At 71.9% G+C, this 21,905-nt stretch carries 23 protein-coding genes; 10 read left to right on the forward strand and 13 right to left on the reverse strand.

The features are described from left to right. The first annotated feature begins 15 nt into the window (after positions 1–15). Both ACFY12_RS09375 and ACFY12_RS09380 read left to right on the forward strand, forming a co-directional pair. Positions 16–876, forward strand: coding sequence for a bifunctional 5,10-methylenetetrahydrofolate dehydrogenase/5,10-methenyltetrahydrofolate cyclohydrolase (locus ACFY12_RS09375; protein WP_390715166.1), 861 nt, complete (start codon positions 16–18; stop codon positions 874–876). A gap of 189 nt (positions 877–1,065) precedes the next feature. Then, complete coding sequence (locus ACFY12_RS09380) at positions 1,066–1,875, forward strand: SDR family NAD(P)-dependent oxidoreductase (protein WP_390715167.1); 810 nt, start codon at positions 1,066–1,068, stop codon at positions 1,873–1,875. Between the two features lie 19 nt (positions 1,876–1,894). Here ACFY12_RS09380 and crcB read toward each other — a convergent pair whose 3' ends face one another. The 6 genes from crcB to ACFY12_RS09410 form a co-directional block, all read right to left on the reverse strand. Continuing rightward, complete coding sequence (gene crcB, locus ACFY12_RS09385) at positions 1,895–2,269, reverse strand: fluoride efflux transporter CrcB (protein WP_390715168.1); 375 nt, start codon at positions 2,267–2,269, stop codon at positions 1,895–1,897. Then, positions 2,266–2,652 carry a DUF190 domain-containing protein gene (locus ACFY12_RS09390; protein ID WP_390715169.1) on the reverse strand — a complete coding sequence of 129 codons (387 nt, stop codon included), beginning with the start codon at positions 2,650–2,652 and terminating at the stop codon, positions 2,266–2,268. Before ACFY12_RS09390 ends, crcB begins: the two co-directional genes overlap by 4 nt. A 211-nt stretch (positions 2,653–2,863) precedes the next feature. Then, positions 2,864–3,973, reverse strand: coding sequence for a TerD family protein (locus ACFY12_RS09395; RefSeq protein WP_390715170.1), 1,110 nt, complete (start codon positions 3,971–3,973; stop codon positions 2,864–2,866). 218 nt (positions 3,974–4,191) lie between these two features. After that, on the reverse strand, positions 4,192–6,879 hold the full coding sequence (gene mgtA / locus ACFY12_RS09400) for a magnesium-translocating P-type ATPase (RefSeq protein WP_390715171.1): 2,688 nt from the start codon (positions 6,877–6,879) through the stop codon (positions 4,192–4,194). Between the two features lie 124 nt (positions 6,880–7,003). Further along, positions 7,004–7,387, reverse strand: coding sequence for an ArsR/SmtB family transcription factor (locus ACFY12_RS09405; protein WP_390715172.1), 384 nt, complete (start codon positions 7,385–7,387; stop codon positions 7,004–7,006). Positions 7,388–7,438: 51 nt separating this feature from the next. After that, entirely contained in the window at positions 7,439–7,936 is a 498-nt protein-coding gene (locus tag ACFY12_RS09410) for a VanZ family protein (RefSeq protein WP_390715173.1), read from the reverse strand. A gap of 188 nt (positions 7,937–8,124) precedes the next feature. On the opposite strand from ACFY12_RS09410, the gene ACFY12_RS09415 reads away from it, so the two are divergent. The 4 genes from ACFY12_RS09415 to ACFY12_RS09430 all read left to right on the forward strand — a co-directional run bounded on the left by ACFY12_RS09415 (position 8,125) and on the right by ACFY12_RS09430 (position 9,604). Further along, on the forward strand, positions 8,125–8,562 hold the full coding sequence (locus ACFY12_RS09415; RefSeq protein ID WP_390715174.1) for a (2Fe-2S) ferredoxin domain-containing protein: 438 nt from the start codon (positions 8,125–8,127) through the stop codon (positions 8,560–8,562). A gap of 72 nt (positions 8,563–8,634) precedes the next feature. Beyond that, entirely contained in the window at positions 8,635–8,871 is a 237-nt protein-coding gene (rpmB, locus tag ACFY12_RS09420; RefSeq protein ID WP_390715175.1) for a 50S ribosomal protein L28, read from the forward strand. After that, entirely contained in the window at positions 8,871–9,176 is a 306-nt protein-coding gene (rpsN, locus tag ACFY12_RS09425; RefSeq protein ID WP_390715176.1) for a 30S ribosomal protein S14, read from the forward strand. The genes rpmB and rpsN overlap by 1 nt, the downstream gene beginning before the upstream one ends. A 230-nt stretch (positions 9,177–9,406) precedes the next feature. Beyond that, entirely contained in the window at positions 9,407–9,604 is a 198-nt protein-coding gene (locus ACFY12_RS09430) for a hypothetical protein (RefSeq protein WP_390715177.1), read from the forward strand. A gap of 98 nt (positions 9,605–9,702) precedes the next feature. Here the strand turns inward: ACFY12_RS09430 and ACFY12_RS09435 are convergent, their stop codons facing one another. From ACFY12_RS09435 to ACFY12_RS09445, 3 genes are all read right to left on the reverse strand, one after another. Further along, positions 9,703–10,872: a GTP-binding protein gene (locus ACFY12_RS09435; protein ID WP_390715178.1), complete on the reverse strand. Its 1,170-nt coding sequence runs from the start codon at positions 10,870–10,872 to the stop codon at positions 9,703–9,705. 6 nt (positions 10,873–10,878) lie between these two features. Continuing rightward, positions 10,879–11,049 (reverse strand): 50S ribosomal protein L32, encoded by a 171-nt coding sequence (rpmF, locus tag ACFY12_RS09440; protein ID WP_390715179.1) that lies wholly within the window; start codon positions 11,047–11,049, stop codon positions 10,879–10,881. A 165-nt stretch (positions 11,050–11,214) separates the two neighbouring features. Then, positions 11,215–11,535 (reverse strand): bifunctional 3-phenylpropionate/cinnamic acid dioxygenase ferredoxin subunit, encoded by a 321-nt coding sequence (locus ACFY12_RS09445; RefSeq protein ID WP_390715687.1) that lies wholly within the window; start codon positions 11,533–11,535, stop codon positions 11,215–11,217. Between the two features lie 267 nt (positions 11,536–11,802). Here ACFY12_RS09445 and ACFY12_RS09450 point away from each other — a divergent pair, with 267 nt between their 5' ends. The 4 genes from ACFY12_RS09450 (at position 11,803) to ACFY12_RS09465 (ending at position 17,637) form a co-directional block, all read left to right on the forward strand. Next, entirely contained in the window at positions 11,803–12,546 is a 744-nt protein-coding gene (locus ACFY12_RS09450; RefSeq protein ID WP_390715688.1) for an IclR family transcriptional regulator, read from the forward strand. A 231-nt stretch (positions 12,547–12,777) separates the two neighbouring features. Further along, entirely contained in the window at positions 12,778–15,234 is a 2,457-nt protein-coding gene (locus tag ACFY12_RS09455; RefSeq protein WP_390715180.1) for an FAD-dependent oxidoreductase, read from the forward strand. Positions 15,235–15,307: 73 nt separating this feature from the next. Beyond that, positions 15,308–16,462, forward strand: coding sequence for an N-methyl-L-tryptophan oxidase (gene solA, locus ACFY12_RS09460; protein WP_390715181.1), 1,155 nt, complete (start codon positions 15,308–15,310; stop codon positions 16,460–16,462). Positions 16,463–16,473: 11 nt separating this feature from the next. Continuing rightward, positions 16,474–17,637, forward strand: a complete 1,164-nt coding sequence (locus ACFY12_RS09465; RefSeq protein ID WP_390715182.1) for an aromatic ring-hydroxylating dioxygenase subunit alpha — start codon at positions 16,474–16,476, stop codon at positions 17,635–17,637. Between the two features lie 57 nt (positions 17,638–17,694). Here the strand turns inward: ACFY12_RS09465 and ACFY12_RS09470 are convergent, their stop codons facing one another. From ACFY12_RS09470 to ACFY12_RS09485, 4 genes are all read right to left on the reverse strand, one after another. Then, on the reverse strand, positions 17,695–18,489 hold the full coding sequence (locus tag ACFY12_RS09470; protein ID WP_390715183.1) for a carbon-nitrogen hydrolase family protein: 795 nt from the start codon (positions 18,487–18,489) through the stop codon (positions 17,695–17,697). Positions 18,490–18,597: 108 nt separating this feature from the next. Continuing rightward, positions 18,598–20,019 (reverse strand): aspartate ammonia-lyase, encoded by a 1,422-nt coding sequence (gene aspA, locus ACFY12_RS09475; protein ID WP_390715184.1) that lies wholly within the window; start codon positions 20,017–20,019, stop codon positions 18,598–18,600. A gap of 74 nt (positions 20,020–20,093) precedes the next feature. Continuing rightward, the gene (locus ACFY12_RS09480) at positions 20,094–21,125 is read right to left on the reverse strand and encodes an asparaginase (protein WP_390715185.1); all 1,032 of its coding nucleotides are present in this window, start codon (positions 21,123–21,125) and stop codon (positions 20,094–20,096) included. Between the two features lie 8 nt (positions 21,126–21,133). Further along, entirely contained in the window at positions 21,134–21,880 is a 747-nt protein-coding gene (locus ACFY12_RS09485) for a FadR/GntR family transcriptional regulator (protein ID WP_390715186.1), read from the reverse strand. Positions 21,881–21,905: the final 25 nt, after the last annotated feature.

Genomic DNA, 21,905 nt, shown 5'->3' on the forward strand with positions numbered 1-21,905 from the left:
GCTCAGGAGTTCACGATGTCGATGTCCCGTACCGCCCGCCTCATGGACGGCACCGCACTCGCCCGCAGCATCGTCGAACGGGCCGCGGACCGCGCCGCCGCCTTCACCGCACAGACCGGCCAGAGCCCTTGCCTGGCGACCGTACTCGCGGGTGAGGACCCCGCCTCGGTGACCTACGTCCGTATGAAGCGCGCCCGTTGTGAGAAGGCCGGTATCCGCTCCCGGCACGTCGCCCTCCCCGCCGCCACCACGACCGCCGAGCTGGTCGACACCCTCACCGGGCTCTCGAACGACCCCGACGTCCACGGCATCCTGCTCCAGCACCCGGTCGGCGCACATATCGACGAGCGTGCCGCCTTCGAGGCCATCGCCCCCGAGAAGGACGTCGACGGCGTCACCTATCACTCCTTCGCCACCATGAGCTTCGGTGTCGACGGCTTCGCCTCCTGCACGCCCGCGGGCATCCTCCGCCTCCTCGACCACTACGACGTCGAGCTGGCCGGCAAGCACGCGGTCGTGGTCGGCCGCAGCGCGATCCTCGGCAAGCCCGTCGGGATGCTGCTGCTCGGCCGCAACGCGACCGTCACCTACTGCCATTCCCACACCACCGACCTCGCGTCGATCACCCGGCAGGCCGATGTCCTGGTCGCCGCCGTCGGCCGGCCCCGGTTCCTCACCGGCGAACACATCAAGCCCGGCGCCGTCGTCATCGATGCCGGCTACAACCCCGGCAACGTCGGCGATGTGGACTTCGACTCGGCGAGCACCCGCGCCTCCCTGATCACCCCGGTCCCCGGCGGTGTCGGTCCCATGACCATCGCCACCCTGCTCACCCAGACCGTGGATGCCGCGACCCGCCGGCTGCAGGCGGTCTGACACGGTCCGACCCGGTCCTGCGCGGTCCGACGACAACGGCCGCGCACCCGGCGGAGCCCCGGCGGCGCTGCCGTACACCGACGGCGTCCGTATGATCACGAGGAGACACGTACAGCACACGGAACAGCACACGGAGCACCACACAGGGCACCACACAGGGCACACGACCACCGAGGAGGCTGAACCGCCATGTCGGAGCAGCGAGTTGTCATTGTGACGGGCGGCGGTACGGGCATCGGCGCCGCCACCGCCCGGCTGCTCAGGGCATCCGGGCACGAGGTGGTGATCTCCGGCCGCCGCCCGGAGCCGTTGCACCGCCTCGCCGAGGAGACCGGAGCGCTCGCCCATCCCGCCGACGCCGCCGATCCCGAGGCCGTGCAGGGCCTCGTCGACGCCGCCGTGTCCACGTACGGGCGCCTCGACGGACTCGTCCTCAACGCCGGTATCGCCCGCAGCGGATCCGTCGGCGACCTGTCGCCGGCGGACTGGGAGGCCGTGATGGCCACCAACGTCACCGGGCCCTTCCTCCTCCAACGCGCCGCGCTCCCGCACCTCTTGGCGGCCCGCGGTGCGGTCGTCGCCGTGGCCTCGGTGTCCGCCCTGCGCAACGGCAACGCCAACGCGGCCTATGCGACGTCGAAGGCGGCCCTGCTCCAGCTCTGCCGTTCGCTCGCCGTCGACTACGGACGGGACGGTCTGCGCGCCAACATCGTCTGCCCCAGCTGGGTGCGCACCGACATGGCCGACGGACGGATGGCCCGTTTCGCGGAGGAGGCCGGGCTCGGGGACGGCGGCATCGACGCCGCGTACGAGGAGGCCACCCGGCTCCTTCCCGCCGGCCGCCCCGGCGAGCCGCACGAGATCGCCGAGGCGATCAGCTGGCTGCTCTCGCCCGCCGCGTCCTTCGTCAACGGCGCGGTCCTCCCCCTCGACGGCGGCGCCACGGCCGTCGACATCGGGCGCACCGCATTCAGCTACCGCCTCACCCCACGCGACTGACACCGGCCCCGGGCGCGCTCTACCCCCAGGCGGCCTGTGCGACCGCCGCGCCGGCGAACGCGGCGCCGAGTCCGGCCACCAGGCCGGCGACGACGTTGGCCGCGGCGAAGAAGCGGGCGCCGTCCTCCGCCAGCCGCAGTGTCTCGTACGAGAACGTCGAGTACGTGGTCAAGGCCCCGCAGAAACCGGTGCCGACCAGCAACTGCACCTGGGGGGACGCCACTCCGGCCGCGACCGCGCCGCTGATCAGGCCGAGGAGCGTGGAGCCGATGACGTTGACGGTGAAGGTGCCCCAGGGGAAGACGGTGTCGTGCCGGGCCTGTACGGCGCGGTCGGTGAGGAAGCGCAGGGGGGCGCCGACCATGGCTCCCGCGATGACGAGCAGCCAGTTCACCGCCCTTCCGGCTCCTTCCGGCTCGCGGTCGCGGACTCGTCGGCCGGCTGCGGCCCGGACCCGGGGCGGATGACTTCGCAGGCGTCGAGGACGACCAGCCCCTCGGGAACCAGCTCGTCCAGCTGGGGGAGGAAGGCGCGGACCCGTTCCTCGGTGTCCACGATCACCACGGCCACCGGGAGCTCTTCGCTCAGGGAGAGCAGACGACTGGTGTGGATCATGGAGGACGCGCCGAAGCCCTCGATGCCCCGGAAGACCGAGGCGCCCGCGAGGCCCGCCTGGTGGGCCCGGTGCACGATCTCGGTGTAGACGGGCCTGTGGTGCCAGGTGTCGTTCTCCCCGACGAAGACGGTGACACGCAGCGCGGGGCCGGTGAGTCTCACTGCTGCCTCCAGTCGGCGATGCGGTCCTGGCTGTCGCGGTCCGGTCCGTCGAGGGGCTCGTTCACCCTCGCGTCGCGTCGCGTCGTGTCGCGCCCGGGCCCGGGAAGTTCACGCTGTGGACCAGCCTACCTTTCGCCGCCGGTGCTCTCCTGTCGGTACGGGCCGGGGCGCCCGGCCGGCGAGGCGGGTCGCGGCCGGGCGCCGGGGAGGGTCACTCCTCGTAGAAGTTGTTGACGACCACATCCGGCTCGTCGTCGTCGAACGCCTCGTTGAGCAGCGCACCGCCGACCAGACCGGCCGCGCCGGCGCCGATCAGCGCGCCGGTACCGAAGCGGCGGCCGCCCTGCTGAGGCTGCTGCGCCTGGTGCTGCTCCTGCGGGTAGCCCTGCGGCATCGGCTGCGGGTACCCGTGCTGGGGTGCCTGCTGCGGATATCCCGTCTGAGGGGCGGTGTAGTACGGCGGCGGGGTGGTCTGCACCCGCTGGGCGCAGCCGCCGCAGGCCTGGATCTGACGGGGTACACCCCATTGCGGGGACCACATCACGGTCGTCGGGCCGGGGCCGTGCTGGGGGTCGAAGAAACAGGTCATGGGGGAGCTCCCTGTCGATGGTGATGAAGTCGGTTGCGGTGCGAGCGGCGATGCGGCCGGCTGCGTCGCGATCGCGGCCGGTGCGACCGGTTGCGGTGCTGCGGCGGCCGTGTTCGCCGTCGCAGCGCCCGCCGTATCTGCCGTATCCGCCGGGCGCAGGACGTCGACGCCGAAGTCCTGGGCGATACCGGCCAGGCCGGACGCGTAGCCCTGGCCGATGGCGCGGAACTTCCAGTCCGAGCCGTGGCGGTAGAGCTCGCCGAAGACCATGGCGGTCTCCGTGGCGGCGTCGCCCCTCAGGTCGTAGCGGGCGATCTCGGCGCCGTTGGCCTCGTCGACCACGCGGATGTGGGCACTGCGGACCTGACCGAAGTTCTGGCCGCGCCGCTCGGCCTCGTAGAGGGAGACCGGGAAGACGATCTTCGCCACCTCGGCGGGGACCCTGGTGAGATCGACCTGGATCTGTTCGTCGTCACCGCCGCTGCCGCCGGCCGCGTCGTTACCCGAGTGCCGGACCGAACCGTCGGGGCTGCTCAGGTTGTTGAAGAAGACGAAGTGGCCGTCGGAGAGGACCTTCCCCGACTGGCCGCACAGCAGCGCGCTGGCGTCCAGGTCGTAGGCGGCTCCTCCGGTGGCTCCTACCTGCCAGCCCAGCCCCACCCGCACGGCGGTCAGGCCGGGGGCGTGTTTGGTGAGCGACACATTGCCGCCCTTGGTCAGGGCCACACTCATCTGCTTCCTCCACAACTGTCCTGGCGTTCCGGGGTCCGGGGTCCGGGGTCCGGGGTCCGGGGTCCGGGGTCCGGGGTCCGGGGTCCGGGGTCCGGGGTCCTTCGGCTTCAACGCCGGGGGGATCCGGATAGTTTCCGGGTTGCGCAATATTTTAAGTATGCGCACGTGAGGTGAGTGAGCCGGCGCTGATACCAGACGCTGACAGCGCTGATGCGCGGTCAGGCGGGGCAGCCCGCGCGAGGCTTCCGGCTCGCGTAGCGCTTCCTGGCGGCCGTGAGCGCGCACCCGTACACGGTGAGGACCGCCGCGAGCAGCGCGTAATAGAGGGGCGGCGGAGCCGACATGTCCAGCAGCGGACCCAGGGGGGACAGCGGCAGCAGGACGCCGATGACGGCGAGGGCGGTGACGGCGAGGTGGACGGGGCCCAGGGCCCCGTCCTCGGCGGCCCGGCGACCGGTCCGCAGGAGGAGCATCACCATCGCCTGGGTGAGGAGGTTTTCGGTGAACCATCCGGCGTGGAACATCGCCGGGTGGCTGTCGGCGTCCGCCGCCGTGGTGTGTACGGCGAAGGCGAGGACGCCGAAGGTGGCAAGGTCGGCGACGGCGTTGAGCAGGCCGAACACCGTGATGTAGCGGAGGAAGGGGCGAGCCCGGAGGACGGCCGGTCGGCGCGTCGCGGCGGACGCGGGGCGGTCGACGGCGAAGGCGAGCTGGGCCGCGTCGAAGCACAGGTTCTGGACCAGGACCTGGGCCGGGAGCATGGGGAGGAACGGCAGCAGGAGACCGGCGGCGAGCATGGCGATGACATTGCCGAGGTTGGAGGAGAGCGTGATGTGCAGATAGGCGGCGATATTGCCGCTGCTGTGGCGGCCGGCGGCGATCGCGTGGTCGAGGGCGGTGAGGTCCTTCTCGGCGAGGACGACATCGGCGCTCTCGCGTGCCACCTCCACCGCTCCCCGGGGGCAGACACCGACGTCGGCCGCGTGCAGGGCGGGCAGGTCGTTGACGCCGTCGCCGAGGAACCCGGTCACGTGCCCGCTCTCGCGCAGGGCCGTGACGATACGGGCCTTGTCCCGGGCCGTGCAGCGGGCCACCACCGTGGCCCGGCCGACGGCTTCGGCGAGGGGTGGCCCGGTGAGTGCACCCAGTTGACCGGCGGTGAGCACCTCGCCCGGCTCCAGGCCGAGGTCCCGGCAGGCGCGGGCGGCGGTGCCGGGGTGGTCGCCGGTGAGGACCTTCACCGCTACGCCGCGCCGGGCGAGGTCGTGCAGGGCGTCTGCGGCGGTGGGCGCGAGCGCGTCGCGGAGGGCGACGAAGCCGAGGAAGGTGAGTCCCCGTACGTCCGGTTCGCGGTACGTGCCGAGGCGGGCCGGGCGTTCGGCGTGTGCGACGGCGACCAGCCGCAGTCCGTCCGCCGCCTTCCGTGCCGCGAGGCCGAGGAGGCGAGCGCGCTCCGCGGCGTCGAGCTCGGCCTCCGTACCGCCGACGGCCACGTGTCCGCACCGGTCGAGGACGTCCTCCACGGCGCCCTTGACGGCGAGGGTGTGCCGGCCGTGCTGCCCGGGGCGGCGCACTATGGCGGCGGCGAAGCGGTGGACGGGGTCGAAGGGCAGGGCCGCGATCCCGTCGTACGCGAGGGGGCCCGCGCCGTCGCCGTACGCGAGGGGGGTCGCGTCGTCGCCGTACGCGAGGGGGTCCGCGTCGTTGTTCCCGCACGCCTCCCCGGCCGCGTCGAGAATCGCCTCGTCGAGGGTGTCCGGGGCGGGCAGTTCGGCGAGCTCCAGGGTCCAGAAGCTGCTCACCGCGGCCCAGCGCAGTACGCCCGGGTCGTCGTCTCCCCGGGCGTCCACCGAGCGTTCCACCACCGGCCGGTCCTGGGTGAGGGTGCCGGTCTTGTCCAGGCACAGGACGTCGATCGCGCCGAGGTCGTGCAGGGCGGGCAGCCGTCTGACGATCACGCCGCTGGTACGGGCCAGCGCGGCGGCGCCCCGGGCCAGCGTGGCGGTGACGATCACCGGCAGCATCTCCGGGGTGAGCCCGACCGCCACGGCGACCGCGAACGGCAGCATCTCCAGCCCCCGCCCGCGCAGCGCCGCATGCGCCATCAGCACCAGTGGCGGGGTCAGCAGCATGAAGCGGATCAGTGTCCAGGCGATGCCGTGGACCGAGCGGTCGAAAGCGGTCTCCGTACGACGCCGCGCCGGACGGCCGTACGACGCCGCGAACCGGGTGTCCGCACCGGTGGCGATGACCAGCGCCGTGGCGCTCCCGGAGGCCACACTGCTGCCCTGGAAACACAGGTGCGGCGGCTCCGCCAGGTCGGGCGGCTCCGCACCGTGGCCGGCGGGTGTGTCGACCGGGTACTCGGGCGCGTCGATCGGGTACTTCGGTACGGGCGCGGACTCGCCGGTCAGTGCCGCCTGATGCACCGTCAGCCCGCTCGCGCGCAGCAACCGCACATCGGCCGGTACCAGATCACCGGGGCCGAGCCGGATCACATCCCCGACGACGAGCTGATCGACCGGCGCCTCACGGACCACGGGCGGGGCGCCGTCGTCCGCCCTCCGCTGTACGGACGCCGTGGTGGCGACCAGTTCGCGCAGCGCGGCCATCGACCGGCCGGCCTGATGCTCCCCGCCCGACCGCAGGACGCAGCTCACCACGACGAGCACCATGATCACGCAGGCGGTGCCCCAGGAGGCGATGGCAGCGGACACCAGCCCGAGACACAGCAGCACCATGGTGAACGGATCGCGCAGGCTGCCCAGAAACCGCCGCGGCCAGGAGGCCGGCCGCCAGGCGGGGACCACGTTCTCCCCGTCGCGCAACAGGCGCTCCTCGGCCTGCTCCTCGGTCAGCCCGCGCGGCCCGCTCTCCAGCCGCCGCATCAGCTGAAGCGCAGGCATGGCATCGGGCGCCAAACCAGTCACGGAACCGGTCACGGAACCGGTCACGGAACCGGTCACGGAACCGGTCACGGAACCGGTCACGGAACCAGGCACGGAATCAGGCACGGGATCGGGTACCGAATCAGGCGCCGAAGTGACGGAGGTGCGCCGACGACGCGTGCCCGGCACGGGCGGACAGCCGGTCGACCAGGAGCCGTACCACCGCGACCACGTCGGGGTCGTCGACGAAGTACACGACCCGGCGGCCCTCCCGGCGCGACCGCACCAGACCGGCGAGCTTCAGCTTCGACAGATGCTGGCTCACCGCGGGCAGCGCGCCGCCGACCCGCCCCGCGAGCCCGCTCACATCACTCTCCCCCTGCGCCAGCGCCCATACGAGGTGCAGCCGCGGCGGGGAGGCGAGCAGCCCGAACACGGCGGCCGCCTGGCCCAGCACCTCGGCGGACGGGTCCACCGTGCCACCACCCTCGCCTGCCGCACCCGCGCCTGTGACGCCCAACACCACTGATCGTCTCCGTCCCCCTGGGACGCGCCTTCGTGTCCCCGAACGGCCAGTCTAGGCCGCGTACCTCGCACGCCTCGCGCGTCTGCCGCGGTGGACCGGCAGGCCGAGGGCGTGGAGGACGGCGGCCGCGAGGGCGAAGCCGGCCAGGCAGCCGAGGGTGTTGGACAGCAGGTCGTTGAGGTCCGAGGTACGTCCGGAGTGGACGAGGTACTGCGTCGTCTCTATGGCGAGGGATCCGAGGAAACCGAGGAGGCCGGCTGTGTACCAGCGGAGGCCGAGTGCGGCGAAGAGGATGCCGCCGGGGAGGAACAGGGCCGTGTTCAGGAGGAAATCGACGATATCGGCGGGGTTGCCGACGTCGAGGAGGGCGAGGTTGACGGCCTGGCCGCCACCGGAGCGGGTGCCGAAGGTGAGGCCGGCGACACCGGCGGCCCACAGCCACACCAGGCCCAGCAGTACACGCCGCGAGGTGCGCAGGGACTTGGTGGCCGCACCGGTTATCAGGCCGCCCGCGATACCGACAGTCAGGGCAATTGCGAAGAAAGGCATGCGAAACCGTACCTGAGCCTTCAAAGGGCGCGTCTCGCCCGTAGCGCGTACAGCGCCACGGAGTCGCGGTGGCGGCATCGCGCACCGCCGGGAGTGGCACGGAATGTCCTGCTCGAGGCGGAGTTCGGGGTGTCCCGATCGAGACGACGGGCCTGGCCGATCCGGTTCCCGTGGCCCAGACTCCGCCCATGGACGACGCGATCGCCGCCCGCCGGGACCGCGGTGTACGGCCCTGCACCGTGGTCGTATGCCGCGGCTGCTGTTGCGGCAACCCGCGCAAACACCCCGACACCGACCATGAAGGGCAACTCGCCCGGCTCCGCGTCGCGGCGGCGGAGTCGGGCGGGCGGTTCGCGGTCCGTACGAGCGCGTGCCTGGGGCCGTGCGCTCAGGCCAATCTCATCGTCGTCCAGCCGTCCGGTGAGGGCCGGCGCCGTGGCGGCCGGGTGACCTGGATAGGCCGGGCGCTGGGCGACGGGAGCACCGGCGACATCCTCGGATGGGTGGCGGCCGGCGGGCCGGGCGTGGCCGATCCACCGGCCGCTCTGGAGCCGTATGTCGTCCCGAGTCCCGGTGAGGCGCAGGCGGGTACCCGGGTACGTGGACGTCGTGCACCCCGCCCTTGACTCGATGGACTACTATATGGAAACGGTTTCCATTTCCGATAGAGTTTTCTCCGATGAGAGGCAGCCAGCACCATGTCCGCCCACTGCCAACTGACCGGCACCAAACCGGGCTTCGGCAAGACCATCTCCCATTCGCACCGCCGCACCTCCCGTCGGTTCGACCCGAACATCCAGCGCAAGCGCTACTGGCTGGCGAGTGAGGGGCGGTACGTCCGGCTCACCCTCAGTGCCAGGGCGATCAAGACGGTCGACCTCATCGGCGTCGAGGCCGCGGTGGCACGCATCCGCGCGCGCGGGGTGAAGGTCTGATGGCGAAGCAGAGCAAGATCGCGAAGAACGAGAAGCGCAAGGTGATCGTCGAGCGGTACGCGGCCCGGCGCGCCGAGCTGAAGGAGATCATCCGGCGGTCGTCCTCGACCGACGCCGAACGCGCCGCGGCCCAGGCGGAGTTGCGGCGCCAGCCGCGCGACGCCAGTGCGACCCGGGTGCGGAACCGGGACAGTGTGGACGGCCGCCCCCGTGGCCATCTGCGGAAGTTCGGCCTCTCCCGTGTGCGCGTACGGGACCAGGCGCACGCCGGATTCCTGCCTGGAGTCACCAAGTCGTCCTGGTGACGCCGGGGCCTCCCCGCTGGACGGCACCGTGGCCCGGACCCTCGTTGTCCGGGCCACGGTGCCGTTCCGGCCGTTCCGGCCGCACTGGGCCGGCGGTGAGGCGTCGTGGGCAACCGTGGGCGCCGAGGGGTTAGGCCAGTCGGCGGTGCTGCTCCCGCCGTGTTCTCGAACCGCGTCTAGCGTGCGGTGGGAGGGATCAGATTGATTCGCCGACCGGAGAGGACACGTCCATGCGCCTTCGTGCTCTTGCCATTACCGCCTGTGCCATCGCTCTGCTCGCTGCGGTAGCTCCCGGGGCCGCCGCCCGGCCCCGCGACGGAGTGGACTTCGGCGTGCGCCTCAACGCGTGCGGCAATGAGTTCGGCGTCCTTGCCATCCCCCTCACGATGCTGGCTCCCATGCGGTCGGACTGCGCGTCGGAGAAGTGATCGGGCGGACTGCGTGCCGGAGGAGCGATCGGGCCGTATGGCAGGGGCGTTCCGGGTTGGGCAGTGCCGTGGCTGCGACCACTGCCCAACCCGGGGTTTCAGGCCTGCGGCACCAGGTCGTGGTGCTCGTGTGCGCAGGCGTCGTCGATGCCGTACGTGTCCCAGGCGGGGAACGGGTCATCGGAGGGGTGTTCGCCGTCGGCCAGGAGGCAGTCGGTCAGGGCCGCGTGCAGCGCCGTGGGGCGCAACTCCGTGCCGATGAAGACCAGTTCCTGGCCCTGGCCGCCGTCGGCGGCGCGGGCGCCGGTCGGCTCGAAGCGGGCGACCGCGCCCGCCTGTGACCACAACCCGGTGACGCGCGGGCGGCTGGCCAGCCAGAAGAAGCCCTTGGAGCGCAGGATCCGGCCGTAGTCGCCGCTGTCGAGACCTTCGGTGACGAAGGACCAGAGCCGGCCCGGGTGGAAGGGGGCGTCGGCGCGGAAGACCGTACTCGAGATGCCGTACTCCTCGGTCTCCGGGACGTGGTCGCCGTTGAGTTCGCGCACCCAGCCGGGTGCCTGCTGGGCCCGCTCCAGGTCGAACAGTCCGGTGCCGAGGACGTCGGCGGCGTCCACCCTGCCGTGCCGTACGGGCACGATCCGGGCGGCCGGGTTGAGGCGGGCGAGCGTGGCCCGAAGGCGGTCGCCGGCCTCCGCGTCGACCAGATCGGTCTTGTTGAGGACGATGACGTCGGCGAACTCGATCTGGTCCATCAGCAGGTCGCTGACGGTGCGTTCGTCTTCCTCGTACTGGTCCAGGCCCCGCTCGGCCAGGCCGTCGCCGCCGTTCAGCTCGGGCAGGAAGGTGGCGGCGTCGACGACCGTGACCATCGTGTCGAGCCGGGCGAGGTCGCCGAGGGTCGCCCCGTCGTCGCGGGGGAAGGCGAACGTGGCCGCGACGGGCATCGGTTCCGAGATGCCGCTGGACTCGATGAGGAGATAGTCGAAGCGGCCCTCGCGGGCCAGTCGGCCGACCTCTTCGAGCAGGTCGTCGCGGAGGGTGCAGCAGATGCAGCCGTTGGTCATTTCGACGAGGCGTTCCTCGGTGCGGGAGAGCGCGGACTCGCCGCCGCGCACCAGGGCCGCATCGATGTTGATCTCGCTCATGTCGTTCACGATGACCGCGACGCGCAGGCCCTCTCGGTTGCTCAGCACGTGGTTGAGCAGGGTCGTCTTGCCCGCGCCGAGGAAGCCGGACAGGACCGTGACGGGCAGTCGGTGGTGCGTCATACCGCCTCAGCGCTCCGGGTGCAGCAGCCCGCGTTCGTACGCCTTGGCCAGCCGCTGCGGCACCAGGTAGGTGGAGCCGTCGACGGTGATCGGTACGAGCTGGGGGGTGCGCGCCTTCCACTGGGCGCGGCGGTGGCGGGTGTTGCTGCGGGACATCTTGCGCTTGGGCACGGCCATGGTGACCTCCTGGCTGACCGGGGTACTGGGCGGTGGCCCACGCTATCTGAAAATGGAAGCCATTTCCAAACAAGGGGAGTGTACGGCCGCCCGGGGCGGAGGTGGGCAGGCAGCCAGGTGGCCAGGGCGCTTCTGGCGGATCTCCGCGGCGTCGCGGCCGCGACCTCATGCCGCCGTGCCCTCCTCGGCTGTGCGGTGGACGTAGATCATGCCGTCCTCGACCGTGACCGTGTGGGTGCGCACGGCCCGGCGCGCGGGGAGACAGGTGGGCTCACCGGTGCGGAGATCGAATGAAGCGGCGTGGAGCGGGCATTCGACCAGACACCCCTCCAGCCAGCCGTCCGCGAGCGAGGCGTCCTGGTGGGTGCAGGTGTCGTCGATGGCGTACAGCTGCCCGTCGGCGTTGAAGACGGCGATCGGAGGTGCGGTGTCGATGCGTAGGGACTCGCCCACGGGCAGGTCGGCGAGGCGGCAGACCGGAATCACAGGACCAGGAAGCACAGGACCCCCCTGTTGCTGTTCGGTATCAACGCGTTTCGCTTTGCGCACTATGGAGCGCGGTGCGCAACAGAATCGAGGCGGGGGGCGTGCGCGTCAAGCGTTCCCCGGAAAAGCCGGCCGTTCGGAACCGGACCCGCGATCGGGTCCCCAGGTGGTGAGATCCAACGTATGACGGGCAACGTGCAGCGACAGGCGGAGGGGCTGGTGGCGGGGCCGCCGGAGGGCAGGCCGCCGAAGGGGCCCGCGAGCGCGGTGCAGTCGGTGGACCGGGCGGTGACCGTACTGGAGATCCTGGCGCGGCTCGGCGAGGCCGGGGTGACCGAGGTCGCCGACGAGCTGGGAGTGCACAAGTCGACCGCGTTCCGGCTGCTCGGGGTGCTGGAGAGCCGGGGGCTGGTCGGTCAGGAGCAGGAGCGCGGCAAGTACTACCTCGGTGCCGGAGTGCTGCGGCTCGCCGGTGCGGCGGCCGTGCGGCTGGACATCTCCCAGGAGGGCGCGGCGGTGTGTCGGCAGCTTGCCGACGCACTGGGGGAGACGGTCAATATCGCGGTGCTGGAGAGCGATGCCGCGGTCAACATCATGCAGGCCCGCGGCCCGGCTTCGGTCACCGCACAGAACTGGCTCGGCCGGCGGACGCCGCTGCACGCCACGTCCAGCGGCAAGGCGCTGCTCGCGTACCAGCCGGTGCCGGTTCAGGAAGCCGTCCTGGGACGGAGGTTGCCGCGGCTGACCGAGCGGACCGTCACCTCGGCCGCCGAGCTGCGCCGGCAGCTCGAGGAGGTCGTCGAGCGGGGTTTCGCGCTCGCGGTCGAGGAGCTTGAGCTCGGGCTACGGGCGGTGGCGGCGCCGGTACGGGCGCATGACGGCTCGGTGATCGGGGCGATCAGCGTCTCGGTGCCGGCCTACCGGCTGGATGCGGAGCGGCTGCCAGAGGTCGTCAAGGGCACGGTGGCCGCGGCTGAGGAGCTCTCCCGGCGTATGGGGTACGCCTGTTGATGCCGTGATGCCGTGATGCCGTGATGCCGTGATGCCGTGATGCCGTGATGCCGTGATGCCGTGATGCCGTGATGGCTTGACGGGCCTTTCGCCGGCAGTTGGCGCGCGCCTTCTGCCGGTGGTGGGCGTCGGCCTCTTGACGCGTCGATAGCGCGTTCTCACTATGTCTCCGAAGGCGCAACCAGTCGTGCTCTGCGCAACAGCGATCTGCGCAACAGCGAGGGGTGGGCTATGAACCGTTCCCGTGTGGTGGTCATCGGCGCCGGTATCGTCGGCTGCTCCCTCGCCGACGAGCTGACCGCCCGCGGCTGGACCGATGTCACCGTCCTCGAACAGGGGCCGCTGGCGGCCCCCGGCGGCTCCACCTCGCACGCACCGGGCCTGGTCTTCCAGACCAACCCCTCAAGAACCATGACCGAGTTCGCCGCCTGCACCGTCCGCAAGCTGAGCTCCCTGGAGGACGGCGGAACGCCCTGCTTCCGCCCCGTCGGCGGCCTGGAGGTCGCCACGACCGAGGCGCGCTGGGCCGATCTGCACCGTAAGGCCGGACTCGCCGCGTCCTGGGGTGTACGGGGTGCCCTGCTCACCCCGCGGCAGTGCAAGCGGCTCTGGCCGATGCTGGACGAGACCCTGCTTCACGGCGGATTCCACACCCCCGACGACGGACTGGCCCGCGCCCTGCCCGCCTGCCGTGCCCAGATGGCCCGGGCCGTCTCCCGCGGTGCCCGCTTTCTCGAGCGGCACACCGTCACCGGTATCGAGCGGGCGGATGGCCGGGTCACCGGCGTCGTCACCGACCGGGGCGGCTTCCCCGCCGACCACGTCGTCTCCGCGGCCGGCTTCTGGGGGCCGGTGATCGGGGCCATGGCCGGGGTGGACGTACCGCTGCTGCCGCTCGCCCATCAGTACGCCAGGACCGCACCGCTGCCCGGGCTCTCCCCGGCCAACGGCCCCGGGGAGGAGGCGACCCGGCCCATCCTGCGCTTCCAGGACCGCGACCTGTACTTCCGCGAACACCACGACCGCCTCGGTATCGGCTCGTACGCCCACCGCCCGATGCCCGTCGACCCTCCGCCGGTCTTCGGCCGGCGGGGCTCCCGGCGGCGCTTGCACAAGGGAGGCCGGTACGCCATGCCGTCCGTGCTGCCCTTCACCGCGGACGACTTCGCCCCGAGCTGGCAGGACAGTGTGACCCTGTTGCCCGCGCTGGGCGCGTCCCGGGTCGCGGAAGGCTTCAACGGCGTCTTCTCCTTCACGCCCGACGGTCTGCCGCTCCTCGGCGAATCCCGTGAGCTGCGCGGATTCTGGCTCGCCGAGGCGGTCTGGGTCACCCACTCCGCGGGCGTCGCCAAGGCCGTCGCCGAGTGGATGACGGACGGCCGGCCCGCTCTCGACGTCCACGAGTGCGACCTCCACCGCTTCGAGGACGCCCAGCGTTCCCCCGCGTACGTCGCCGAGCGAGGCGCCCAGAGCTTCCGAGAGGTCTATGACGTCATCCACCCGCTGCAGCCCATGGCCCAGCCCCGGCCGCTGCGTACCAGCCCCTTCTACCCACGCCAGCAGCAGCTCGGCGGGTACTTCCTGGAAGGCGGCGGCTGGGAGCGCCCCCACTGGTACGAGGCCAACGCCCCGCTCGCCGAAGACCTCCGGCTCCCCGAGCGGGACGCCTGGTCGGCGCGGTACTGGTCGCCGATCGCCGCCGCCGAGGCCAGGGCCACCCGGGAGCGGGTCGCCCTCTACGACATGACCCCGCTGCGCCGGCTGGAGGTCACCGGCCCGGGAGCCCTCGGCTTCCTGGACCGTATGACCACCAACAACCTCCGCAAGAAGCCCGGCGCGGTCACCTACACGCTGCTCCTCGACGAGACCGGAGGGATCCGCTCCGACCTCACCGTCGCCCGCCTGGCCCCCGACCGCTTCCAGATCGGCGCCAACTCCCCGGCGGACCTGGACTGGTTGCTGCGCCACGCGCCGTCCGACGTCCGGATCCGCGACATCACCCCGGGCACCTGCGGCATCGGCGTCTGGGGACCGCTTGCCCGCGACCTCGTCCAGCCGCTGACCCGCGACGACTTCTCCCACCAGGGCTTCGGCTACTTCCGCGCGAAGGAGACGTACCTCGGCCACGTCCCGGTCACCGCCCTGCGCCTGTCGTACGTCGGAGAGCTGGGCTGGGAGCTGTACACCACCGCCGACCTGGGGCTGCGGCTCTGGGACACGCTGTGGGAGGCGGGCCGGGAGCACGGGGTGATCGCTGCCGGGCGCTCGGCCTTCAACTCCCTTCGCCTGGAAAAGGGTTACCGCGCCTGGGGCACCGATATGACCGACGAGCACCATCCGTACGAGGCGGGTCTCGGCTTCGCGGTACGCCGGGACAAGGACTTCGTGGGCCGTGCCGCACTCGACGGGGCGCCGCCCGTCACGCGCAGACTCACCGCTCTCCTCCTCGACGACCCCGCCGCCCAGGTCCTCGGAAAGGAGCCCGTCCACCTCGACGGCGTCCCGGCCGGCTACGTCACCAGCGCCGCGTACGGCTACACACTCGGCCGCTGTATCGCGTACGCCTGGCTGCCGGCCACCCTCACCGCCGGCACCGGAGTGCATATCGAGTACTTCGGCGAGAAACTCCACGCGACCGTGGCCGAGGAGCCGCTCTTCGATCCGGACATGACCCGCATCCGTTGCTGATCTGCCATGTTGCTGACCTGACCTGACCTGACCTGACCTGACATGTTGCTGACCTGATATCAGGAGTTCTGCTGTGTCTCCCACTTACGACGTGATCGTCATCGGGCTGGGCGGAATGGGCAGCGCCGCCGCGCACCAGCTCTCCGCGCGCGGTGCCCGTGTCCTCGGCCTGGAGAAGTTCGGCCCGGTCCACCAGCGTGGCTCCAGCCACGGGGGTTCACGGATGACCCGGCAGTCCTACTTCGAGGATCCGGCGTACGTTCCGCTGCTGCTGCGCGCGTACGAGCTGTACGACGAGCTGGAGCGGGCGACCGGCCGGGACATCGCCACCCTGTGCGGCGGTGTGATGGTCGGCCGCCCGGACACGCGGACCGTCTCCGGTGCGCTGCGCTCCGCCCGGCAGTGGGACCTGCCCCACGAGATGCTGGACGCCGCCGAGATCCGCCGCCGCTTCCCGACGCTGCGGCCGCAGGACGACGAGGTGGCGCTGTACGAGCGGAAGGCGGGCCTCCTCCGCCCCGAGAACACTGTCGCCGCCCACCTCCAGCTCGCCACCCGGCAGGGCGCCGAGCTCCACTTCGACGAGCCGATGACACGCTGGGAGCCGTGCCGGGGCGGCGTCCGCGTCCACACCGCCGAGAACGCCTACACCGCGGGTCAGCTGGTGCTCTGCCCGGGGGCCTGGGCGCCCGGACTGCTCATGGACCTCGGCGTGCCCTTCACCGTCGAACGGCACGTCACGTACTGGTTCCAGCCCACGGGCGGCGTCGGGCCCTTCCGGCCCGAGAACCACCCCGTCTACATCTGGGAGGACGCGGCCGGGGTCCAGGCCTACGGCTTTCCGGCCATCGACGGACCGGAGCTCGGGGCCAAGGTCGCCTTCTTCCGCAAGGGCGTCGTCTGTACGGCGGAGACCGTCGACCGGACCGTACGCGATGACGAGGTGCGGGCCATGGCGGACCATATGTCGCGCTGTGTCCCCGATCTGCCCGGCACCTTCCTCAAGGCCGCCACCTGCCTGTACACCAACACCCCCGACGAGCACTTCGTCATCGCCCGCCACCCCGCGCACCCCGAGTCGACCACCGTGGCCTGCGGGTTCTCCGGGCACGGCTTCAAGTTCGTACCGGTGGTCGGCGAGATCGTCGCCGATCTGGCTCTGACCGGCACCACCGCGTACCCGATCGGTCTCTTCGACCCCCGCCGGCTCGCCGCCGCGCCCGCCTGAGGAGGACGCACATGACGACGACTCCTGTCTCCCCGCCCCCGGCCGCCGTGAAAGCGCTCTCGACGGCGCCCTCGCCCAGCTTGACCGCCACCCTCGCCGGCCGTTACTACACGGATCCGGGGATCTTCCGGCGGGAACAGGAGCAGATCTTCGAACGGCAGTGGTTCTGCGCCGTGCGCGGCTCCGATCTGACCGGGCCGGGCGCCTACCGCACGGTGCAGGTGGGCCGGGAGAGCGTCCTGATCACCCGCAACCGCGCCGGTGAGCCGCGTGCCTTCCTCAACATCTGCCGGCACCGCGGCGCACGGCTGTGCACCGAGGAATCCGGCGAGGTCCGCCGCAGCCTCCAGTGCCCGTACCACGCCTGGACCTACGACCTCGACGGACGGCTGGTGGCCGCCCCCAACCTGCAGCGGATGCCGGACCTCGACCGTACCGGGCGCGGCCTGGTCACCGTCCCGCTCCGGGAGTGGCTCGGCTACGTCTGGGTGTGCCTGGCCGACCGGCCGCCGTCCTTCGAGGAGGCCGTGACCGGCGCGGTCACCGAGCGGCTGGGCGATCCGGCAGCCATCGACCAGTACCGCACCGAGGCGCTCGCACTCGGCCGGCGCCTCACCTATGACGTGCGCGCCAACTGGAAGCTGATCGTCGAGAACTTCATGGAGTGCTACCACTGCGCCACCATCCACCCCGAACTCACCGATGTCCTGCCGGAGTTCGCGGAGGGTTTCGCCGCCCAGTACTACGTCGGCCACGGTGCGGAGTTCGCCGCGGAGGCGGCCGGGTTCACCGTCGACGGCAGCGCCGGCTTCGGCCGGCTGCCGGGCATCGACGGTGACCGGGACCGCCGCTACTACGCGATCACCGTCCGGCCGCAGGTGTTCGTCAACCTCGTCCCCGACCACGTCATCGTCCACCGGATGTTCCCGGCGGCCGCCGACCGCACCCTCGTCGTGTGCGACTGGCTGTACCAGCCCGACGTCGTCGACTCCGGTGCCGATGTCAGCAAGTCCGTCGAGCTCTTCCACCGGGTCAACACCCAGGACTTCGACGCCTGCGAGCGCACCCAGCCGGGCATGCACTCCCGCGCCTACCGCGACGGCGGGGTGCTCGTACCCAGCGAGCACCACATCGGCGCCTTCCACCGCTGGGTCGCCGAGCGGCTGGCGGACTGACCGCGCGGGAGGGTGAGAGGTCGGGAAGCCGGGAGGTCGGGAGGCCGGAGGGCGTCCCTAGAGCCGGCGGTTGTCCAGGACGGCCACCGCACGCCGTACCCGTGCGGTCTCCTCGACGTCCACATCGGCGGCCAGCAGGCCTGGTTCGCCGCCCAGCCGGGCGCGTACCGTCCCGTCGGGGCCGATCAGCGCGCTGTGCCCGACGCCGGTGGGAATCCGGGTGGGTACTTCCGGATCGGCCGACGGATCCGGGGCGGCCTGGCCGACGGCGGCGAGCCAGACCGTCGCGTCCAGCGCGCGGGCCCGTACCAGCAGGTCCCACTGCGCGAGCTTGCCCGGGCCCGCGCCCCAGGAGGCGGGCAGTACGGACACCGTCGCCCCGGCGTCCGCGTGCGCCCGGAACAGCTCGGGGAAGCGCAGGTCGTAACAGGTCGCCAGGCCCACCCGGACTCCGCCGACATCAATGGTCACCACCTGCGAGCCCGCGGCGACCGTGTCCGACTCCTTGAACCCGAAGGCGTCATAGAGGTGGATCTTGTCGTAGGACGCCTCGACCCCGGGCCCGGTGGCGAGCAGGGTGTTGGCGACCCGGCCGCCGGGTGCCGGGGTGAACATCCCGACCACCACCGTCACCCCCGTCTCACGGGAGACGGACCGCACGCCCTCGGCCCACGGCCCGTCCAACGGCTCGGCCACCTGCCCGAGAGCCACCCCGAACTGCACCATCGACGCCTCGGGGAGGACCGCCAGCCGAGCCCCCACGTCCGCGGCCCGGCGGACGTGGTCCTGTACCGCCGCGAGGTTCTCCTTCGGGTCGGTCGATGCCGTCAGCTGGCACAGCGCGATACGCATGCGGCCTCTCTTTCCTCGTGTCCGAGTCGTGGTGCCTGTGTCGTGCCTGGGACGTGTCCGTCCCGGTACCGATTCTCCCGCGGATCTCCCGAGGATCTCCGGCCGGCCTCAGGCCGGGGTCAGGTCCTCTCCCGTGCCGGCGATCTCCTCCGGGCGCAGCAGGGCGGCGAGCCGGTCGGCCGGGAGCAGTCCCTGTTCCAGGACCAGTTCGGCGACGCCGCGGCCGGTCGCCAGGGCCTCCTTGGCGATCGCGGTGGCGGCGGTGTAGCCGATGTGCGGGTTGAGGGCGGTGACCAGGCCGATGGAGTTCTCCACGCTCGCCCGGAGCGTCTCGGTGTTGGCGGTGATACCCACCACGCACCGCTCGGCGAGGGTGCGGCAGGCGGCGCCGAGGTGGGTGATGCTCTCCGAGAGCGAGTGCAGGATGACCGGTTCGAAGGCGTTGAGCTGCAGCTGGCCCGCTTCGGCGGCCATGGTGATGGTGACGTCGTTGCCGATGACCTCGAAGGCAACCTGGTTGACGACCTCCGGGATCACCGGGTTCACCTTGCCGGGCATGATGCTCGAACCTGCCTGGACCGGCGGCAGGTTGATCTCCGCCAGGCCCGCGCGCGGGCCGGAGGAGAGCAGCCGCAGGTCGTTGCAGCTCTTGGAGAGCTTGACGGCAATGCGCTTGAGGACGCCGGAGAGGTGGACGAAGGCCCCGCAGTCCTGGGTGGCCTCGACGAGGTTGGCGGCGGTCACCAGGGGCAGGCCGGTGAGCGCCACCAGGTGTGCGCGGGCCGCTTCGGCGTACCCCCGGGGGGCATTGAGACCGGTGCCGATGGCGGTGGCGCCGAGGTTGATCTCGTGGATGAGAAGGGCGGCTTCGGCCAGCCGGCTCTGGTCCTCCTCCAGCATCACCGCGTACGCCGAGAACTCCTGGCCCAGCGTCATCGGCACCGCGTCCTGGAGCTGGGTGCGGCCCATCTTGAGGACGTCGCGGAACTCCTCGGCCTTGGCGGCGAAGGCCTCGCGCAGCACGGTCATCGCCGCGAGCAGCTCCCGTACGGCGAAGATCGTGGCGACGTTGACGGCGGTCGGGTAGACGTCGTTGGTCGACTGGCTGAGGTTGACGTGCTCGTTGGGGTGCAGACGGTGGTAGTCGCCCTTGCCGTGGCCGAGGATCTCCAGCGCGCGGTTGGCGATCACTTCGTTGGCGTTCATGTTCGTCGAGGTACCGGCACCGCCCTGGATGACGTCGACGATGAACTGGTCGTGCAGCCGGCCGTCCACCCGGATCTCCCGGCAGGCGGCGGCGATGGCGTCGGCCCGCTCGGGATCGAGCAGTCCGAGGTCCTGGTTGGCCCGGGCGGCGGCCTCCTTGACGGCGGCGAGGGCGTTGATCAGGTGCGGGTAGGCGGCGATCGACGTACCGGTGATGGGGAAGTTCTCCACGGCGCGCAGGGTGTGCACGCCCCAGTAGGCGTCCGTGGGTATGTCGCGGTCGCCGAGCAGATCGTGTTCGCGGCGGTGGGCGGCGGCGGTCATGGTGCGCTGGTCCTTTGAGGGGGGAAGCAGGGGGAGGGGGAGGGGGAGGGGATGCGGTGCGGTGTGATGGCGCGTCAGGTATCGGTGGGGCGCGGGGCGAGGGCGCCCGCTGCCCGGAGTTCACCGACCGGTGCGCCGCCGCCGATCACCGGTGTGGCGGCGAAGGGGGCGAGTACCCCGGGGTCGATGCCGCAGCGGGCCAGCGCCGCCGCCGTCACCGGCATACGGGCGCGGTCGGCGCCGTCGGCTATCTTCACGCCGACCGCCCGTCCGTCCGGCAGCGCCGCGATCTGTACGCCCTCGAAGCCGTCCTTGGCGAGCAGCCCCGGCACGGCGTGCACCAGCCGGGCGGTGTCCCGTCCGCTGCCGGAGACCATCTCCGGGTGGGTGCGCATGGCATGCGCGACCCGGCCCTCGTGCGTGTCGGGGGAGGCCGTCGCGAGGCGGGCGGCGGCCCGGGTCAGGCCGTGCAGGGACACCGCGAACAGCGGCGCTCCGCAGCCGTCGACCGTGACATGGGCGATGCCCTGGCCGGTGAGGTCCGCCACGGTCGTGGCGATCTCCTGCTGGAGCGGGTGCTCCGGGTCGAGGTAGGTGTCCAGTCGCCAGCCCCGGGCCCGGGCCGTCAGCAGCATCGCGGAGTGCTTGCCCGAGCAGTTCTGGGCGAGCCGGGAGGGGGCGAGCCCGCGCCGGAGCCAGTCGTCCCGTTCGACGGCCCCGTACGGCAGGTCGGGGACGTTGCGCAGCTCGTCCTCGGCCAGGCCGGCGGTGTCCAGGATGCGCCGGGCCACGGCCAGGTGCCGCTCCGCGCCGGAGTGGCTGGCCGCGACCAGCGCCAGCGTCTCGTCGTCCAGCGGCGGCAGCCCGGCCCGCAGCAGGCCGACGGCCTGGAGCGGCTTGATCGCCGAGCGGGGGTAGAAGGCGGCCTCGATGTCGCCCGCCTGGAACTCCACGGTCCCGTCGGCGGCCAGCACCACGACCGAGCCGTGGTGAACGCCCTCGATGACGCCGCCGCGGATCACATGGGCGACGGGGACGTGGGCCGGTTCGCGCACCTCGGGCGGTGCCTGGGGTGCGCGGTGCGGCGGGGTGGTGCTCTGGCTCATGATCGGTCTCAGCTCTCCGTGGCGTCCGTGGTGGGGGCTGTGGCGGGGGCCGTACGGTGCGGCGGGCGCACGATGGTGGTCAGCGTCGTCTCGACGCGCGAGAGGTGGTGTGCCATGGCTTCCGCGGCGTCGCGCTCGGAGCGGTCGGCGAGCGCCTCGACGATCGCCCGGTGCTCGCGGTTCGACTGCTCGCGCCGTCCGCCGAGCTCGGTGAGGAACGCCGACTGGCGGGCCAGCGCGTCGCGGATCTCCTCGATGACCCGGCGGAAGACCGGGTTCCGGGCCGCCTGGGCGACGGCGAGGTGGAAGAGGGTGTCCATCGCGACCCAGGCGGTGGTGTCGGTCTCCCGCTCCATCCGCTCCAGCAGGTGCGTGAGGTGGTCGAGGTCCGTAGGCGTTCGGCGCAGCGCCGCGTACCCGGCCACCGGGATCTCCACATGGCGACGCACCTCCAGGAGATCGCTCGCCGCGTAGTCGCCGAAGGTCGGATCGGCGAGCGCGCCGTTCGAGACCACGAAGGTGCCCTTGCCGGTGCGGGAGACCGTGAGCCCCATGGTCTGGAGCGCCCGCAGCGCCTCCCGGAGCACGGGTCTGCTCACTTCCAGACGACGGCAGAGCTCCGCCTCCGAGGGGAGCTTGTCCCCGACCGCGTACTCGCCCCGCTCGATGGCGCCGCGCAGATGGTTCAGGACCGCTTCCATCGCGCTGACCCGCCGGGGCGTGGCACCAGCTGTCTGGCTGTCTGACAGGTTCACTCGACGATCCTCGGACCCCGTGGGG

Source organism: Streptomyces sp. NPDC001339 (genome assembly GCF_042895955.1).
GTDB lineage: Bacteria > Actinomycetota > Actinomycetes > Streptomycetales > Streptomycetaceae > Streptomyces.

Bases quoted from the DNA above. Each gene is read 5' to 3' on its own strand.
- ACFY12_RS09375 (WP_390715166.1), top strand. From the start codon at position 16: ATGTCGATGTCCCGTACCGCCCGCCTCATGGACGGCACCGCACTCGCC.
- ACFY12_RS09380 (WP_390715167.1), top strand. From the start codon at position 1,066: ATGTCGGAGCAGCGAGTTGTCATTGTGACGGGCGGCGGTACGGGCATC.
- ACFY12_RS09395 (WP_390715170.1), bottom strand. From the start codon at position 3,973: ATGAGTGTGGCCCTGACCAAGGGCGGCAATGTGTCGCTCACCAAACAC.
- mgtA (WP_390715171.1), bottom strand. From the start codon at position 6,879: ATGCCTGCGCTTCAGCTGATGCGGCGGCTGGAGAGCGGGCCGCGCGGG.
- ACFY12_RS09410 (WP_390715173.1), bottom strand. From the start codon at position 7,936: ATGCCTTTCTTCGCAATTGCCCTGACTGTCGGTATCGCGGGCGGCCTG.
- ACFY12_RS09415 (WP_390715174.1), top strand. From the start codon at position 8,125: ATGGACGACGCGATCGCCGCCCGCCGGGACCGCGGTGTACGGCCCTGC.
- rpmB (WP_390715175.1), top strand. From the start codon at position 8,635: ATGTCCGCCCACTGCCAACTGACCGGCACCAAACCGGGCTTCGGCAAG.
- rpsN (WP_390715176.1), top strand. From the start codon at position 8,871: ATGGCGAAGCAGAGCAAGATCGCGAAGAACGAGAAGCGCAAGGTGATC.
- ACFY12_RS09430 (WP_390715177.1), top strand. From the start codon at position 9,407: ATGCGCCTTCGTGCTCTTGCCATTACCGCCTGTGCCATCGCTCTGCTC.
- ACFY12_RS09435 (WP_390715178.1), bottom strand. From the start codon at position 10,872: ATGACGCACCACCGACTGCCCGTCACGGTCCTGTCCGGCTTCCTCGGC.
- rpmF (WP_390715179.1), bottom strand. From the start codon at position 11,049: ATGGCCGTGCCCAAGCGCAAGATGTCCCGCAGCAACACCCGCCACCGC.
- ACFY12_RS09455 (WP_390715180.1), top strand. From the start codon at position 12,778: ATGAACCGTTCCCGTGTGGTGGTCATCGGCGCCGGTATCGTCGGCTGC.
- ACFY12_RS09465 (WP_390715182.1), top strand. From the start codon at position 16,474: ATGACGACGACTCCTGTCTCCCCGCCCCCGGCCGCCGTGAAAGCGCTC.
- ACFY12_RS09470 (WP_390715183.1), bottom strand. From the start codon at position 18,489: ATGCGTATCGCGCTGTGCCAGCTGACGGCATCGACCGACCCGAAGGAG.
- aspA (WP_390715184.1), bottom strand. From the start codon at position 20,019: ATGACCGCCGCCGCCCACCGCCGCGAACACGATCTGCTCGGCGACCGC.
- ACFY12_RS09480 (WP_390715185.1), bottom strand. From the start codon at position 21,125: ATGAGCCAGAGCACCACCCCGCCGCACCGCGCACCCCAGGCACCGCCC.